We start from the raw sequence: 16,046 nt of genomic DNA on the forward strand, positions 1-16,046 counted from the left end.
CCAGCGTCGCCCCAAGGACAGACCCGACACTGGCACCGTCTTGTTCATCCCACCCGCCATCTGTCTGTCCTTCTCTCCCCATTCTCCGTGCCCCGCACCAGAATATTGAGACAACCTCTGGGGGAGAGGGTTGGGGTGAGGGGGTCTTTTTGCTACGATGGCCCTTTCCGCTGGGCAGTGTCAAGACGTATCAGGGCAGATTTGGTATGCATGTGGAGAGATTTTAGGAGATTCACCCTCACCCTAGCCCTCTCCCGTCGAGGGAGAGGGAACTATTTCGCTACCGCTACGGTTGCCAAAGGCCTCCAGGGGGAGAGGGCTAGAGCCTGCCCCGTACGTGATACGGGGGTGAGGGCGAATCGTCAATTGCCAATGGAAAATCTGGCGTGAGCAGTGAACACTCTATTCGCAACGCAGGCCGCCAAAAGCGGGGCAGCCGCGAGGTGCGTGAATCCGACGCACATTCGGCAAATACTGCTGCGCCAGAAAGTGCCATCGCGGCTCCAGACTCGCCTTTGTCCGCCGACACGCGGCCTGCAACAGCCCAAGGTTCAGTGATCTCCGTTGCCGGTGCGCTGCTGCGTTCCACCCGTCCCCAGCAGTGGGTCAAGAATGTTCTCGTCTTTGCGGGTGTCATCTTTTCCCAGCAACTCACAGACGCCGCTGCTGTGCAGTCCAGCGTGCTGACGTTCGGTCTCTTCGTGCTCGCGAGCGGCGGCATCTATCTCGTAAACGACATGCTCGATCTGGATGCAGACCGCGCGCATCCGTTGAAACGGCTGCGTCCGCTGGCGGCAGGAGAAGTGCCCCTGTCCGCCGCCGTGGTCGCCGCCGTCGTCCTGCTGGGCGGCGCACTCATCGGTGCTTTCTTCATGCAGCTTGCGCTCGGGGCGATCCTGGCGCTCTATGTAAGCATGAATCTCGCCTATAGCGCGTGGCTGAAACACGTGGTATTGCTGGACGTGTGCATAATTGCGTCCGGCTTCCTGCTGCGGGCAGCCGCGGGCGTCGTGGCCGTGCTTACGCCCATTTCACCTTGGCTCTACCTCTGCACGCTGCTGGCGGCGCTGCTGATCATCCTGGGCAAGCGTCGCAGCGAACTGGCGCTGCTCGGCCCGCAGGCCGCGGCCCACCGCCGCAATCTGGCGCGCTACACCACCGCGTCGCTCGACCGCTGGCTGAAACGCGTCGCCGTGACGACCGCAGCCGCCTATGTGCTCTATACGCTCTTTTCGCCCGCCACGTTCGGCAATCCGAAACTCATCGCCACGGCGCCGTTCGTGGTCTTCGGCTTGGTACGCTACCTGCGCATAGCGCGCGCACCCGGCGGCGCCGAAAGCCCCGAGGCGCTGCTGGTCCGCGATCCCTGGCTGCTCGCCAGCGTAATCCTCTGGGGCGCCACCGTGCTCGTGCTTTTGTATTTCGTATAGACCCTACTTAGCGCCTCTGTCGCTGTTGGCATGTCAAACTTGAATCCGCAAGGACCCACTGAGTGACAAGCGGAGGGTTTCCCCGCAAGGTAGCAGCTCAGCACACGGTAGAGTATAGCCGCAAAGTGCCGTCATTCCTGTAAGTGTTGAGTAATTCGCTGACAAAAGCTTCTACTCACTGGACTGTGTCGAACGTACATGTCATTCCGAGCGAAGCGAGGAATCTAGGATCCATGCTTCACACAGTACACTGGCCTCAGCACTCTAGATTCCTCACTCCGCTACGCTCCGTTCGGAATGACATGTATGTAGGCAAGCACAGAGTTCTGATCCCATGTCTCTTCTGCCAAATCTGTCAACGAATTACCTGACATTTACAATTCCCGCGCACGCGGGAATCCATCTTCTCCAGGGCATGTCAAAGAAGATCAGAATTGAGACGTGTAGCGCGGGGGCTTGTCCCCCGCTCTTTGCGCAAAAGTCACGCACATGGCCTGTTCACCCAAGGCCTGTCGCAGGGCTGGCTAACCCCGCCGTGGCCTTGCCCCCCACGCTCCTTTGTAAGAATCTCGCACATGGCCTGACTTTCCCCAGCTAATCTAGGGATCGAGAAGCCTTGTGCCGGGAAATTGTGTTGCCGCTCCACTTTCGTCCTGCTCAGCAGAGAAACTCGACAGCGACGTGACGCCCTTTCCGACTGCAGTCCGTCACTCTCCTCCGGGGACAAAGACTTCACGCGCCATCTTCTTTGCTGCAACAGCCCAGGAGCGTATCCTTCGTGGCAAAATTACAGTGACCCCGAATCCAAAAGGACTATCGCACCCATGACCACAACTGCTGAGACACCCGCCGACATCCTGGAGCACCAGACCGCCGCCTGGAACGCCGCCGACGTCGACGCCATTCTGCAGGACTTCGCGCCGGATGCCGTGCTTACCAACGCCTCCGGCCAGACGCTCAGCGGCATCCCCGCCATTCGCCAATCGCTCACGGCCTTCTTCAGCGCCTTCGCCCAGGTCCGCCTCACGGTGCGCGCGCTCGTCGCCCAGGGCGACACCGCCGCCTGCGAGTGGGAGTTCTCCTGCCGTCACCGTCTCACCGGCAACGCCGCCCGCCTCCCCGCCAGCGTCTTCATCACCTGCGTCAACGGCAAGATCACGGACTGGCGCGAGTACTACGACACCGCCCAATTCAAAGCGCAATTGGGACAGGGCTGATACTGAGGCATAGATGTTGGCCGTGGGTGATTCTGGCTGCTCATCCAATCTCGGAGCATTTGCGCTCTTGCAAACCGTCCGCACAATAAAAGCCATCTCCTCTTCATGTAACAAGGTTGTGTTGGATAGCGTAGATCGCAGCGCCTTTACAGATGAAGAAGTTGAACCGCCAACTCCGCAGTGGCGTGCTCAGTATCGACCGGCGCAATTGCGGTTCTTGCCTTACCCGTGATAGGCTATCGGTAAGGAGGAGATTATGATAGTCAAGGTCACTGCCAAACGCCAGGTAACCTTTCCCAAGCACGTTCTGGATGCCATGGGCGTAGGACCCGGCGACCAGCTTGAATTGCTGGAGGGCCCTGATGGTGGATACACGCTAAAGCCCAGGCGCATCGATTACTCGAAATTGGGCACACTGCGCGACAAGATCGACCCGAATATCGAGTCGGATGACATCCGCACGTTCCGGGACCAACGAGAGCAGGGGCATGGCCCAGCAATACGGTATTGATACTTCCGTACTCGTCAGGTTGGTCACCAAAGTCCCTCTCAGGGACTTCGAACGCTGCGTTAGGGAGCTCGTTGCGCTCGTCGAGGAGCAAGGATGCGAGGTCTTCGTCTCTAATCAGGCCATTGGCGAGGCCTACGCTACGCTGACCCACCATTACAGGGCGCCGGAAGCGGAGGCTCGTTCTAGCCTACTCGACGTCCTCACCAGCGGCTTGGTTGCCCCGCTAAACGGCCTCGCCGTGCTGGACGCTCTCTCCGCCTCAGCCGGCCCCAGCCTCTTCGACCGTCTCATTGCCGACGACTACGCGCGCCGCGGGTTGGAGACGCTCACGCTGGACCGCAGGATGGCCTCCCTGCCCGACGCGCGGCTTATCTCGGAGTGAGCAACCCCTGCTACCTGTTCAATTCGCAGAACGCCAGCCTTCCCTTTAGATCTTTCCGTGTATACAGGATGGAGTAGAAGGAAGACTGTCTGATCGAGTTGCAAGGTATGTAGTTGCCTTTACTGGTCCATGGAGAAGACAAGGCGGCGAAGTCCGTACTCATGCAGGTGTATGAATTCGCATGATAGCATTAGGGTGCGGCGAGCATCGCCGTAATTCCAAGATGCGTGACAGGCATGTTTGTTGATCGAAATAAGCAAGGAAACAGAATGGGAGCAATTCACGTAACTGTCGGCATACGGAACCTGGCCGAGCCGGACCGAGTTTGGGAAGGGTTGTTTCTCGTGGATACGGGCGCGACTGATTGCCTTGTGCCCCGGCAGCATCTGGAGGCCATTGGACTCACGCCCACGGGCTACCGCGTCTACGAGTTGGCCGATGGCAGCGAGGTTCGGCTGGGCATCGCCGCGGCCCAGGTGGAGTTCATGGGAGAGTTTGTCGGAGCCACAATCGTGTTTGGCGAACCGGAAGCCGAACCGCTGCTCGGTGTGACCGCCCTGGAGTCGGTGGGTATCGAAATAGATCCGCGCAACCAAACTCTCAAACGTCTACCCGCGGTTCGGCTTAAGTAGGCAGGTAACGTGCGTGTCCCCGCAGGTCCTCTCCACATTCAGCCTTTCGTCGCTGGTTCGCCCGAATTCAGGATTGCTACGCTCTACGAGCCGGACAGCAGTGGATGGAATGACTACGTAAGGAGACGGTAACTGTGTTCACGTGCGCCGTTTGCCACGGAAATGAGAACCGCAGGGAGTTGGTGGAAGAGGTCTTTAAAGTTGAAGACCGCTATGTGCTTGTAGGCGGTGTGCCGTCTACGGTATGCGAACGCTGCGGCGAGCGCTCTTTCAGCCGGGATACGACGGAGAAGGTACGACAATTGGTCCACGGAGAAGCCAAGGCGGCGAAGACCGTACCCATGCAGGTGCTCGAATTCGCGTAGTGGCGGCGGGATGCGGCGGCGCGCTGCCCGCCGGAGCGCAGAACCACGAAACCACGTGTCCCATCGAGTGGGCGAGGGGTGATGATGCAAAGTGACCAACAGAAGCGGGCAGGCAGAGGATGTGGGTCATGCCGAAGGTTAGAGACGCCATCCGGCTGGTGGAACGAGATGGCTGGCGCCTTGCTCGGACCCGGGGCAGTCACCGCGTGTTCAAACACCCGGCCAAGCCGGGAATCGTCGTTATCGCAGGACATCTGGGCGTCGATATGCCACAGGGAACGTGGAACAATATCCTGAAGCAGGCGGGGCTACGGCAATGGAGTTGACTATGAAATACGCTGTGGTGATAGAGAAGGGGCCAACCAGCTATGGCGCCCATGTGCCGGACTTGCCCGGCTGCGTGGCTGCCGCGGAGACCAGAGAGGAGGTGTGCGCGCTTATTCGCGAGGCCATCCACCTCTACGTCGAGGCGCTTGAGGAAGACGGCTTGCCCGTTCCTGAGCCACAGTCGTACGAACTCGTCGACGTGTAGCAAGTTCTTGCAGGAGGCGAGGAACCGGACTTCATAGATTGGGAATGACCACGTGCCGCATGGGTGGGTAAGGTAATCCACGGCCATGATGGCTACGCGCTACTTCAGATGATTAGGCTCGTCGCAAGCGTCCCTACATCGAATCGGCGTGGTGCGCTCAGGTCTTGGCTTCACCCCTCTGCAGGAGACCTTTGCATAACCCCACTTTCAAGCAGGGGCACTCCCTCTCCTGGGGGAGAGGGTTGGGGTGAGGGGGTCTTTTTGCTGCGATGGCCCTTTACGCTGGGCAGTGTCAAGACGTATCAGGGCAGATTTGGTGTGCATATGGAGAGATTTCAGGAGATTCACCCTCACCCCCGTATCGAGTACGGGGCAGGCTCTAGCCCTCTCCCGTCGAGGGAGAGGGAACGCTCTCGCTTCCGTTCGGGTTTCGCAAAGGTCTCTCTGCAGGGAGAGGCAGCAGGACGGTCGCGTGCGCATTTAGGAATTTGTCACCCCGTCCGGTGAAATCGTCCCACGCTATCTGCGCGTTATAGCGTTGGAAGATGGCGAGGTGGTCGGCTTCGCCATCGACCGGGCATCCCGACGCCTGGACCTGTTCACGTTGGAAACCGAGGCGCTGCCACTGCATAGCATCAAGGCGGGTTGACGGCACTCTAGGGAAGCAGAAAAAAGCCCAGGGCGATCCGCTGTAGACATCTTTGCGGAATTGCTAGGACAATGCATCCCTAAAGCCTCCGCAAACTTCTCAGGGCTACTACAGAGGCGAGAGTTTGTCAGGAAACCGCCGAAGCTGGATTTTTCCGAGCACGCAATTTACGTAGTGGCGGAACGAAGATAAGCGAGATATAGGTAGCATTGGCGGTGAATGAGCCAGTACCGTGGATGTCCGACCCAGACGACTCTGCGGCGGAGCGGTCCTATGGTTGCATCCCGGAGCACGGTAACCGGGTGCTGCGTGTAGCAGTTAACTCCCACGTTGTCCCCTGGCGGGTCGTGACGATATTCTTTGCTCGAAGCATGAGAGGCGATTCTTGAATCTGAATGTTGACAAGCAAGCTGATGCTCTCTATCTGCGCCTTGACGATTCGCCAATAGCCGAGTCTGAGGAAGTTTCACCAGGTGTCGTGCTCGCTTACAACGAGGCGAACAAGGCGATAGGCGTGGAACTGCTGCGTCTCTCAAAGCGTTCCTCCAGCCCGAACCTTGCCGCACTGCACTACGAGACTGCGTGAACACTGCCTGAGGCACAGATTACTGAAGCGGAAGGTGTTGCAGTTTCGCAAAAGACGCTGCAGAATACGCATCCCGAACTGCGCTAAGCCCGCGAGATAGCCCCGTGTCTCTGCCGTTTCTCCGCTCTTGGCAAAATACGAGTACAGCCACACGCAGTGCAGCCAGCCTGAGAGGAAGTTCATGGGTGAATCACAGCGAAAGATATCCGACGCCGCCGTGCGGAAGGCGACCGGCAAGGGCTGGGACGCGTGGTTCGTGCTACTCGATGGCGAGGGGGCGAAAGCGCTGCCGCACAAGCAGATTGCGCGGCTGCTCCATGAAAAGAGTTACATCGAGAACGGCTGGTGGTGCCAGACGGTCACCGTGGAGTACGAACGCGCCCGGGGCAAGCGCGTGCTTGGCGGGACGGAGAGCGCCGGGTTCCAGATCGGCGTGCAGAAGACCCTGCCGCTGTCGCCGGAGCACGCCTGGGACCTCATCACGCAGCCGGAAGGGCTCGCCCTGTGGCTCGGCACTGCTACTGACCTGCGCTGGGAAAAGGGCGCCACGTACGAAACACCCGAAGGTACACGCGGCGAGATGCGCAGCTTCACAGCGGGAAAGCACCTGCGCTTGACGTGGCAGCCGCCGGACTTCCAAACCCCTTCAACCTTGCAAGTCTCTCTGGAGCCGAGCAGCACAAAGACCGCCGTGCGCTTCCATCAAGAGAAGCTCACCAGCGCCGAGGCACGCGAGCAGATGCGGGCACACTGGCGGGAGGTTCTGCATAAGCTGGCAGAGCTTGCAGAAGCTCGCAAATGAATGCGCCGCACTGTGGCCCACGCGCCACGCATCACGACAAATAATCCTTTAGGGATTCTCCCGCGAGACCCTTACCTCATTCAGGGGGAAGAACCAAGATCGAGCGGAAAGAGGAACTTGACGTCGAGTCCGCAGTGATCGAGACCTACACCCCCTGGATTCCGGCTTGCGCCGGAATGACGGTAAGTCCATGACCCTGCGCCGCAAGAGTACGCATTACGTGACCGCCATTGCGACTGAATACTCGCGTTCCGCCGGCTGAAGGTACCGGCCTATACCGCGTCGGAAACGGCATCGGGTTGCGGTGCAACCCGTTCCTGGTGGACGTGCGGGGGCAGCTTGCTGGGGGCGGCCACGTAGCGGGCGGCGTTCACCACCACCGCTACTGAGCCGAGGTTATGTGTCAGCGCGGCAGCGATGGGGCCGAGCACACCGGTCGCCGCCAAGGCGATACCGGCGAGGTTCCAGACCAGCGCAAACAGCAGATTCTGCTTGATGCCGCGCAGGGTCATCTGGCTGATGGCAATTGCTGTGGGCAGTTGGCCGATGTCGCCGCGCATCAGGGCGATGTCGGCGGTTTCCGCCGCTACCGCCGTGCCGGTGCCGCCCATAACGATGCCAAGATCGGCAGCCGCCAGCGCCGGGGCATCGTTCACGCCGTCGCCGGCCATCGCTACCCGTCTGCCGTCGTCCCGTGCGCCCCGTATCCATTCAACCTTGCCTTGCGGCAGCAAGCGGGCGTGCCAATCGTCGATGCCCACGGTCTCTGCCAGGCGCTTTGCCTCCGGCTGACGGTCGCCGGTAAGCATCACAACCCGTTGGATGCCAAGCGCGTGGAGGTGCTCGATTGCTTGCGCCGCCGCCGGTCGCACGGTATCGGCAAACTGTATCCAGCCGCAAAACGCTTCTTCCACAGCAACTAACAGCAAGCTGCCGTCATGCGGCGCGGCCTCCTGCGGCGGCACGCCCGCGACGCCGTTCTCGCGGAGAAGTTCCCCGGTGCCGACCAGGACGTGCTGTTGCCCGACGCGTCCTTCCACCCCTCTGCCCGGAAACGCGCGAAAGTCTGTTGCAGACGGCAGATCGAGGGTTTGTGCAGCGGCATGACTCACGAGCGCTTTGCCGAGCGGGTGTTCGGAATAGCGTTCCACCGCCGCCGCGAGCGTAAGCAGTGTTTCCGCCGTCATGCCCTCAGCCGGGATAACCTGCTGCACCACGGGCGTGCCGAGGGTGAGCGTGCCGGTCTTGTCCACTGCTACGGTATCCACCGCGCCGGCGGCCTCGAAGCGGGCGCCGCCTTTGATGAGAATGCCCTGCCGCGCCGCGTTCGCTACCCCGGCGACGATTGCGGTAGGCGTCGCCAGCACCAGCGCGCACGGGCAGGCGATGATCAACACCGCCAGCGCCGCGCTGAGATTACCGGAAATCAACCACGTGGCGCTGGAGACAAGCAGAATGGCGGGCGTAAAGTACTTGGCGTAGCGATCCGCCGCGCGCACGATCGGGGCGCGTTCCTCTTCCAGGGCGTCCAGCAGCCGTCCGATCTGCCCCACATACGCATTCTCACCCACCGCTTCCGTGCGAATCGTGAGCGCGCCGTCCTGGTTCAACGTGCCCGCATACACGCGCTGTCCCGGCTCTTTGTGCACAGGGAGCGACTCGCCGGTGACCAGCGTCTCGTCAACTGCCGCCGTGCCCGCAATTACCATGCCGTCCACCGGCAGGCGCTCGCCCGGCTTCACCAGCACCCTGTCGCCCGGCTGCAATGCGTCCGTGTTGACCTCTTCAATCTCGTCGCCCTCTAGGCGATGGGCATGCTCGGGCTGGAGCTCGGCCAGGTGCTCCAGCGCCGCCGTGGCGCGCTGGCTGGTGGCCTCCTCGAGCAGCTGGCCGAAGATCATCATGAAGACCACGAGTCCGGCGGAGAGGTATTCACCGACCAGCACCGAGGCGATAACGGCAATGCTCACGAGTTCATCCACGTTCACCTGCCGCTGCCGCATGCCCTGCAGCGCGCCCCACACGATGCCAGTTCCGCCAATGACAACCGCCGCCAGCGCCAAGCCCACGGCCAGGTAGGACTCGCCTTCCGGCACCAGTGATATCGTCAGTGCCTGGCCCAGATGGAAGTGCTGTGCAGCTCCTCCCTCGCTCGTGAAGGAGACCAGCCAGGCGGCGAGGATCAAGACACCCGTCGCCGCTACGGTGCGAAAGTGCGACGACCGCACCACAGGGCCGTATGTCTGCCAGAGGTCAGAAAACGACATAGAGTTAGTCCCTCACGTTCTCTTATTCAGTGCGCCCAGCAAAGACGTACCGCATCGCACCAGTGCGACACGGTTATTCTGACTACGGAAGCGAACTCGGCTGGTGGTGAGAAGTCTCAGTTCAGCGCGATGCGCCTTTCCACCGTAGGCTGCAACCGGTCTGAAACGAGTACGGACTTCATGGGGCACGATTTGGTCCGCAACGGTTGCGCCGGCCTGAATCTGCGCCACAACGTCTTTGGCATGGAGCTTTCCGCGCTTTAGTTCCAGAGGCGCAATCCAAGACCAATTTTCTTTGTCTCCTATGAATATGTAGTCGCAGTTCTTCCCGCCACTACTGTCTGACGGGGATCTCTCGTGATCCATATCGATCAGGAGGAACGGGTGTGCGAGACTTTCCAAAGTCAATGAGCACCCTTCCCTACGGCATCTTCTTGCAAGGCACTCCTCATCGATGTTCTGCCTTACCTGGTCAACGAGACTCATAGCCAGTCTTGCTCTCTCCGATGCGACTGTCGATTTCTACCGATGTGTTGTAGAGCGCCTCAGTAACGTCACCGTATCCCGCTGAATAGAGGCCAACGTCCGCGTCCAACGGAATCTCCTTCACCACCGAACCCTTAGGCCGTTTCTTGGGCTCGAAGAGCCACACGCCCACCTCGTCTGGGTTAAGGGCTACGTCTGCGCCCATCAAGCCCTCTCGCCGCGTTTCCGGCAACTCGGACATGCGCACGAGATTTGCCAGTTCTTCCAGCACGTAATCGCTATGCGTCGTGATCATGACCCGCACGCCGGCGCGCACTGCCGCCGCAAGCTGCCGTGTGAACGCCCTCTGCATGGCCGGGTGAAGGTGCGCCTCCGGCTCCTCGATAATGAGCACGTCGCCGGGATATACGAGATAGCGCAGATACAAGACCACCGGCGCTAACTCTGAAACCATGGACGAGGCGTTCAGCAGCGGTACCTCTTCCCGTCGTCCCTGCGGCTGATAGGAAAAAACCGGGTAGCCGGTGATCGATTGCCGGTGATGCACCGTGCCTTTGAGGATTTCCGCCTCAAGTGTTGCAGCGAGAAACCGGTTTTCATCGCATGCTCTCTGAAGCGAAATACTTAACCCGGCAACTTCCTCAAGAAAGGCGGCGCTGCGTTCCTCCCGCGGCGAATCGCCGAATGCGACAAGTTGCTCAAGGAAATCGGCGAGTACGCCGGAGAGCGTCGGTGCCGTTTCGCTGCGATGAGGCCCACCGTGGGGCGCTTGTCTAATCAAGGAGGTCATAACCGCCCGGTGCGCGTGCATCACACCAGCGCGGTCGGCAGGCAGATAATGCGCCACACGATTTAAGGGGCTGACCGTGCACGTGCCAACCACATCGGCAACATCATCTCGTATTACCGACGCGACAGATTCTCTACTAGATCCCTCAAGGTCGCTATATAAGGAAATGTGCGAGTCCATCAGCCGCAGCTTTTCCTGATACCACGGCTCGCCATCGTTTCTCTCGATTTGCAAGGGTGTTGCGTCAGGAATAGAGGCGGTAAATATGGACTTTCTCGACCTAATAGTGAATTCATGGGTGAAGGGCTCTACCGGACGAGGTGGCTCGGCAACGTATCGCTTCAGAACAACCCGTGCGCCATCTCTGCTGCCATGCCGGACTAACCGGGCTAGGCTTTCAATGCCAAAGCAGCGCGCGATTTCCCGCTCCAAGTAATCATCGAGATCGCTCACATCTCGGAGCAAGGGACGGAAGAGCACTGCCACGGCATCGGGCACAGACGCGCGGAAGTCATCCGCGAATTCTTCCTCACGCGCATGCACGAGTAGAGGTTTCACCCAGTCAATCAGCGTATCACGCTCTGTTGCGGACATCGCCTTCATCCAGACGCCAGACAAGACTCTGTGAAAGGGAAGCAAGGGGTAGAAAGTAAGCGCCTTGGGGCTGAGATTCGGACTGTTCGCATAGCCGCCAAAGAACCTATGCAGCGCGTAGATAAGCGTTGCCAGGTAGGACTTGCCCGTATTGCTGGGGCCGACGAATACAGTAAGCGGGCGCAGGTCGAGCTTTGCTCTAGCGATGGGGCCGAAGTCGGTTACCTCGATTTCGAGGGGCTTGTAGGTCGGCGCAGGCGACATGCTGTTTCCTTGGCTGTCGAACTCGGTCAAACGCGCAATGGCGTGCTTCATCTTCCCGTTCAGTATATCAACATAGCGGACTGGGAAGTCCATTCAACAGTCGGTAAACATACGCCACCTCTACGATGTGGCGTATGTTGGAGCGTAAGTACTTACTTTCTATGGGGCTCACTCTACCTCCATTGTCCTTGAGCCAGGCATTTTGACATAAGCAAACAACATCGCTATACTATGCTTTTGAATGTGGCGGGTTATGAGACTGTGTAGTAGACATGGCAGCGGCGAAGTGTCAGATCAAGGTGCAAACATGTATCCGTGGGCGTGGCAGTTTACGGGCCCGGAGAGCCGGGCAAAGTTTAGGCGAACCACGGAGACGTAGCCTAGCAGATCACCCGCCTTTCCGGCTGAACAGAAAGTGTTTACCCGCTTTCTGTTTTTTGTTTGTGAAACGCAGCATTACTCTATCTTGAAACGTAGGAACGACAACCGATGGCAGACGAGACGACGGCAGCGGACATCGTAGCGCAGCTTGAAGCGCTGGAGCGCGAAGCGCAGGCGCAACTCGCGGTGTGCGCCGCGGAGGCAGACCTAAGCGATTGGCGTACCACGTTCCTGGGCCGCAGCGGCAAGGTTACGCAACTCCTGCGGGGCTTGGGCGGCCTGCCGAAAGAGGAACGCCCCCGCGTAGGCCAACTCGCCAACACGGTGAAAGGGCGGCTGGCGGAGGCGTTGGAGGCGCAGCAGGCGCTGCTCAAGCGCGGCCAGCATGCCGATACCCTAAAGTCAGAGGCGCTCGACGTCACGCTCCCCGGCGACCCGGTGCGCTTGGGACAGCTCCATCCCACCACCCAGGTGCTCAACGCGATTCTGGGCGTCTTCGAGCGCATGGGGTTTCAGGTGGTGGAAGGCCCGGAAGTAGAGTGGGACCACTATAACTTCGCGATGCTCAATATTCCCTCCGACCATCCCGCCCGCGATATGTGGGATACGTTCTACGTGGATGCGGATGCAACCAAGAACTTCGGCTCCATGCTACTGCGCACGCACACCTCGCCGGTGCAAATTCGGGTCATGGAAAACACGCCGCCGCCTGTGCGCATCGTGGCGCCGGGCCGCGTCTACCGCAACGAGGCTACCGACGCCAGCCACGAAGCCATCTTCTACCAAGTGGAAGGTCTCGCCGTGGACGAGCGGACGAACATGGGGGACCTGAAAGGCGTGCTCACGGCATTCGCACGCGACCTCTTCGGCGTCAATACGCGGGTGCGCTTCAATTGCTCATACTTTCCCTTTGTAGAGCCGGGCGCGGAGGTATCCATTAGCTGCCATGTTTGCGGCGGTAACGGTTGCCGCGTCTGCAAGCAGACCGGCTGGCTGGAGATTCTCGGCTGCGGTATGGTGCACCCAAACGTGCTCGAGGCCGTAAATTACGATCCCGCCCGCTACTCCGGCTTTGCGTTCGGCATGGGCGTGGAGCGCATTGCCATGCTCAAGTACGGCATTGATGACATTCGCTACTTCTACAATAACGACATCCGCTTCCTTCAGCAGTTTCGCTGAAATCGTTCAACACTTTCGTTGAGGTCCTGCAACAGAGTTGAGGTCATGCAACAGATCTGTTGACACTGTGAAATAGCTGCGTTGACGCAGAATCTGATGTTCTCGATCTTACGCAATGCGCAACGGCAGCGCTGAAAGCAACGTACCCAGCGCCGCGCGCGCGGCGCACTCTAGTCCGAATACGATAGACGTGGAGAGCAACGTCCGCTGGAGCGGACGCTCCCCGGGAGGTTTTTGATCGCATGCGTGTATCACTCCGCTGGCTCGAAGAGTATGTGGCAATTAAGCTACCGGCTGAAGAGTTGGCACATGAGTTGACGATGGCCGGCATCGAGGTCGCACAGGTCATTCAGATCGGTGACTTCTGGCAGAACACGTTTGTCGGCACGGTCGTGGACCTCAAGGGCCATCCCAACGCCGATCGCCTGCAGCTTGTCACCGTTGATTACGGACAAGCGGAGCAGCCCACGTTCGTAACCGGCGCTATGAACATCGCCAAAGGCGATAAGGTGCCGGTGGCGTTGCTTGGCGCCGTGCTCAACGATGCCTATAGCGATTCGCCACAGCGCATCGAGCTTAAGCCGGTCGTCCTGCGGGGAATAAAATCCGAGGGCATGGTCTGCTCTGCCAGAGAGCTTGGCTTAGGCGAAGACCATGAAGGCATTCTGATCCTCGATGCCGAGGCGCCGGTGGGCGCGCCGCTCCAGGAATACATGGGCGATACAATTTTGGAGCTTGACCTCAAGCCCAACCGCAGCGATTGTCTCGCTATGATCAACGTGGCCCGGGAAGTTTCGGCAATTACGGGAGAACGCTTGCGCCAACCGGCAACGCACAGAATAGATGCGCCAACGCTTCCCGTGGTGCGCGTGGATATCAAAGAGCCGAAGTTCTGTGCGCGCTATGCGGCGGGCGTTGTCATAGATGTGACGATAGGGGCGTCGCCGCGCTGGATGCAAGAGCGGCTGCTGGCAGCAGGCATGCGTCCCATCAATAACATCGTGGACATCACCAATTACGTGATGCTGGAGTTTGGGCAACCGCTCCACGCCTTCGACTACGACAAGGTAACAGACGGAAACATCATCGTCCGGCGCGCCCACTTGGGTGAGAAACTAACCACCCTAGACGGAGAAGAGCGTGCGTTGGCTGCCGGCATGCTGGTAATCGCCGACCCCAACGGTCCCATCGCCCTGGCAGGCGTAATGGGCGGCCTGGATACTGAAGTGACCGAGCGGACCACGCGCATCCTGTTGGAATCCGCCAGCTTCCACGCCACGTCGATCCGCCGCACGCGGCAAGCGCTTAACTTACCTAGCGAGGCATCCCGAAGGTTCGAGCAGGGCGTGCCGCCGGAACTAGCCCCCATTGCACGGGATCGCGCCATCGAACTCATCGTCGAGATTGCCGGCGGACGCGCCCGCAGCCACGCCGCGGATTCATACGTCCGCCCGCAGCAACGCCCGGAGATTGAACTCTCCGAAGAGGACATTGCGCGGCTGCTTGGCATGGACATTCCCTTGACGACTGCCGCGGAAAAACTCCGGCCTTTGGGCTTCTCGTATCGCCGTCAGAACAGCCGGCTGCACGTCACGGTGCCGCTCCACCGGCTGGACGTAAGCTGCTCCGCCGACCTCGTTGAGGAAGTCGCCCGCCTGGTAGGCTACGACAACATTCCCACCACTATGCCGTCCGGCCCCTTGCCGGAAGCAGAGCCCGCACCGCTGCGCACGTGGACGGACCGGGCCAAACAGGTACTGGTGGGCGCGGGCTTTGCGGAAGCGATCACTTACACGCTGACGAATGCGGCGCGGATGGATCGCCTCTTGCCCAAGGGGGTGGCGGCTGAAATGCCCGACGGCCTGGCGCGCGTCGTGGCCGAATCAGTGCTGCCGCTCCACTCCTCTCCCCTTGACCTCAAGAACCCCTTTACTTCGGAAGCAAGCACGCTGCGCATCGTGACGCTGGCGGGTCTGCTGGAGACGCTGGCAAGCAACCTCCGCCGCCAGACAAGCGACGTGCACCTCTTCGAGATTGCGCCCGTATTCCTCCCCGTGCGCTCCAAGCTGCCGGAGGAACGCCGCCTGCTCACCGCCGTGATGGGAGAATTCCGCACCGAGCAGTGGGGCGCGCGCACCGAGAACACTTTCTATACGATCAAGGGCGCGGCGGAGCAGGTTCTGCGGCAGTTCGGTATCACGGACTATGGCTTCGCGCCGGTGGAGCATCCGACATTCCATCCTTACCGGGCCGCGGCGGTGACCGTGCGCCAGGACGAGGAAGATCACGTGGTAGGCATTGTGGGTGAGATCAACGCCGAGGTGAGCGCTGCTTTCGACGTCGATCAACGCGCGCTGGCTCTGGTGCTCAATCTCCAGGAGTTGGTGTCTCTGGCTCGCGCCACACCGGAGTTCACGCCGCCGTCACGCCACCCTGCCGTGGTGCAAGACCTGGCGATTGTGCTGGATGCGGAAATCCCCGCCGAGCGCGTGGTGGAGGAAGTGCGCGGAGCAGGCGGCGATCTGCTGGAGAGCGTCGATCTCTTCGACGTCTACCAGGGGCCGCAAGTCCCCGACGGCAAGCGCAGCCTGGCCTACACCCTCACCTTCCGCGCCGCCGACCGCACGCTCAACGACGCCGAAGTAACCACCATCCGCGACCGCATCATCGCCAAGCTGCAGGCATCACTCAACGCTACATTGCGTTAGTTAGCGTGCTGAGAGCGCGAGAGAAATAGGGGGATTCGCCGCTGCTTCTTGCTAGCTAGAACTCACTCAAGGCCAGCGAGCTTACGTATCCCGTCGCGAAAGACCTGGAAGCTCTTAGGAACTCTCTGAGCAAGTTTCTGGCATAGTAGCATAACAAGCGAGGAAGCCACGTGAGGAGGGGTCTAGGACATGGAGCAGCCGACGTTTGCCGACTTGGAGTACGCGCAGAAGAAGCGGAAGACCCGGCGGGAGCGGTTTCTGGAGCGCATGG

The 16,046-nt window shown here is 60.2% G+C and carries 14 protein-coding genes; 12 read left to right on the plus strand and 2 right to left on the minus strand.

Going from position 1 to position 16,046, the window contains the following annotated elements; translation table 11 throughout:
- Positions 1–386: 386 nt before the first annotated feature.
- The 10 genes from OXE05_02570 to OXE05_02615 all read left to right on the plus strand — a co-directional run bounded on the left by OXE05_02570 (position 387) and on the right by OXE05_02615 (position 7,106).
- Complete coding sequence (locus OXE05_02570; GenBank protein ID MCY4436201.1) at positions 387–1,430, plus strand: decaprenyl-phosphate phosphoribosyltransferase; 1,044 nt, start codon at positions 387–389, stop codon at positions 1,428–1,430.
- Between the two features lie 824 nt (positions 1,431–2,254).
- Positions 2,255–2,647: a nuclear transport factor 2 family protein gene (locus OXE05_02575; GenBank protein MCY4436202.1), complete on the plus strand. Its 393-nt coding sequence runs from the start codon at positions 2,255–2,257 to the stop codon at positions 2,645–2,647.
- A 256-nt stretch (positions 2,648–2,903) separates the two neighbouring features.
- Positions 2,904–3,158 (plus strand): AbrB/MazE/SpoVT family DNA-binding domain-containing protein, encoded by a 255-nt coding sequence (locus OXE05_02580; protein ID MCY4436203.1) that lies wholly within the window; start codon positions 2,904–2,906, stop codon positions 3,156–3,158.
- Positions 3,136–3,540 carry a hypothetical protein gene (locus OXE05_02585; protein ID MCY4436204.1) on the plus strand — a complete coding sequence of 135 codons (405 nt, stop codon included), beginning with the start codon at positions 3,136–3,138 and terminating at the stop codon, positions 3,538–3,540. Before OXE05_02580 ends, OXE05_02585 begins: the two co-directional genes overlap by 23 nt.
- A gap of 269 nt (positions 3,541–3,809) precedes the next feature.
- Positions 3,810–4,172, plus strand: a complete 363-nt coding sequence (locus OXE05_02590; GenBank protein MCY4436205.1) for a clan AA aspartic protease — start codon at positions 3,810–3,812, stop codon at positions 4,170–4,172.
- A 134-nt stretch (positions 4,173–4,306) separates the two neighbouring features.
- Positions 4,307–4,537: a YgiT-type zinc finger protein gene (locus tag OXE05_02595; GenBank protein ID MCY4436206.1), complete on the plus strand. Its 231-nt coding sequence runs from the start codon at positions 4,307–4,309 to the stop codon at positions 4,535–4,537.
- Between the two features lie 128 nt (positions 4,538–4,665).
- Positions 4,666–4,863 (plus strand): type II toxin-antitoxin system HicA family toxin, encoded by a 198-nt coding sequence (locus OXE05_02600; GenBank protein ID MCY4436207.1) that lies wholly within the window; start codon positions 4,666–4,668, stop codon positions 4,861–4,863.
- A gap of 2 nt (positions 4,864–4,865) precedes the next feature.
- Complete coding sequence (locus tag OXE05_02605) at positions 4,866–5,069, plus strand: type II toxin-antitoxin system HicB family antitoxin (GenBank protein ID MCY4436208.1); 204 nt, start codon at positions 4,866–4,868, stop codon at positions 5,067–5,069.
- A gap of 1,034 nt (positions 5,070–6,103) precedes the next feature.
- Positions 6,104–6,304 carry a DUF2283 domain-containing protein gene (locus OXE05_02610; GenBank protein MCY4436209.1) on the plus strand — a complete coding sequence of 67 codons (201 nt, stop codon included), beginning with the start codon at positions 6,104–6,106 and terminating at the stop codon, positions 6,302–6,304.
- Between the two features lie 181 nt (positions 6,305–6,485).
- A complete protein-coding gene (locus OXE05_02615) occupies positions 6,486–7,106 on the plus strand; it encodes an SRPBCC domain-containing protein (GenBank protein ID MCY4436210.1) in 621 nt (206 codons plus the stop codon).
- Between the two features lie 272 nt (positions 7,107–7,378).
- On the opposite strand, the gene OXE05_02620 is transcribed toward OXE05_02615, so the two are convergent.
- Entirely contained in the window at positions 7,379–9,373 is a 1,995-nt protein-coding gene (locus OXE05_02620) for a cation-translocating P-type ATPase (protein MCY4436211.1), read from the minus strand.
- A 472-nt stretch (positions 9,374–9,845) separates the two neighbouring features.
- A complete protein-coding gene (locus tag OXE05_02625) occupies positions 9,846–11,507 on the minus strand; it encodes an AAA family ATPase (GenBank protein ID MCY4436212.1) in 1,662 nt (553 codons plus the stop codon).
- A gap of 489 nt (positions 11,508–11,996) precedes the next feature.
- On the opposite strand from OXE05_02625, the gene pheS reads away from it, so the two are divergent.
- Both pheS and pheT read left to right on the plus strand, forming a co-directional pair.
- Positions 11,997–13,067, plus strand: a complete 1,071-nt coding sequence (gene pheS / locus OXE05_02630) for a phenylalanine--tRNA ligase subunit alpha (GenBank protein MCY4436213.1) — start codon at positions 11,997–11,999, stop codon at positions 13,065–13,067.
- Positions 13,068–13,309: 242 nt separating this feature from the next.
- Complete coding sequence (gene pheT, locus OXE05_02635; GenBank protein ID MCY4436214.1) at positions 13,310–15,775, plus strand: phenylalanine--tRNA ligase subunit beta; 2,466 nt, start codon at positions 13,310–13,312, stop codon at positions 15,773–15,775.
- The last annotated feature ends 271 nt before the right edge of the window (positions 15,776–16,046 follow it).

It is taken from the genome of Chloroflexota bacterium (assembly GCA_026710945.1).
Lineage (GTDB): Bacteria > Chloroflexota > UBA11872 > VXOZ01 > VXOZ01 > VXOZ01.

Excerpts from the sequence above, each read along its gene's own strand:
- OXE05_02575 (MCY4436202.1), top strand. The coding sequence starts at position 2,255 with ATGACCACAACTGCTGAGACACCCGCCGACATCCTGGAGCACCAGACC.
- OXE05_02620 (MCY4436211.1), bottom strand. The coding sequence starts at position 9,373 with ATGTCGTTTTCTGACCTCTGGCAGACATACGGCCCTGTGGTGCGGTCG.
- OXE05_02585 (MCY4436204.1), top strand. The coding sequence starts at position 3,136 with ATGGCCCAGCAATACGGTATTGATACTTCCGTACTCGTCAGGTTGGTC.
- OXE05_02605 (MCY4436208.1), top strand. The coding sequence starts at position 4,866 with ATGAAATACGCTGTGGTGATAGAGAAGGGGCCAACCAGCTATGGCGCC.
- OXE05_02615 (MCY4436210.1), top strand. The coding sequence starts at position 6,486 with ATGGGTGAATCACAGCGAAAGATATCCGACGCCGCCGTGCGGAAGGCG.
- OXE05_02600 (MCY4436207.1), top strand. The coding sequence starts at position 4,666 with ATGCCGAAGGTTAGAGACGCCATCCGGCTGGTGGAACGAGATGGCTGG.
- pheS (MCY4436213.1), top strand. The coding sequence starts at position 11,997 with ATGGCAGACGAGACGACGGCAGCGGACATCGTAGCGCAGCTTGAAGCG.
- OXE05_02625 (MCY4436212.1), bottom strand. The coding sequence starts at position 11,507 with ATGTCGCCTGCGCCGACCTACAAGCCCCTCGAAATCGAGGTAACCGAC.
- OXE05_02580 (MCY4436203.1), top strand. The coding sequence starts at position 2,904 with ATGATAGTCAAGGTCACTGCCAAACGCCAGGTAACCTTTCCCAAGCAC.
- OXE05_02590 (MCY4436205.1), top strand. The coding sequence starts at position 3,810 with ATGGGAGCAATTCACGTAACTGTCGGCATACGGAACCTGGCCGAGCCG.
- pheT (MCY4436214.1), top strand. The coding sequence starts at position 13,310 with ATGCGTGTATCACTCCGCTGGCTCGAAGAGTATGTGGCAATTAAGCTA.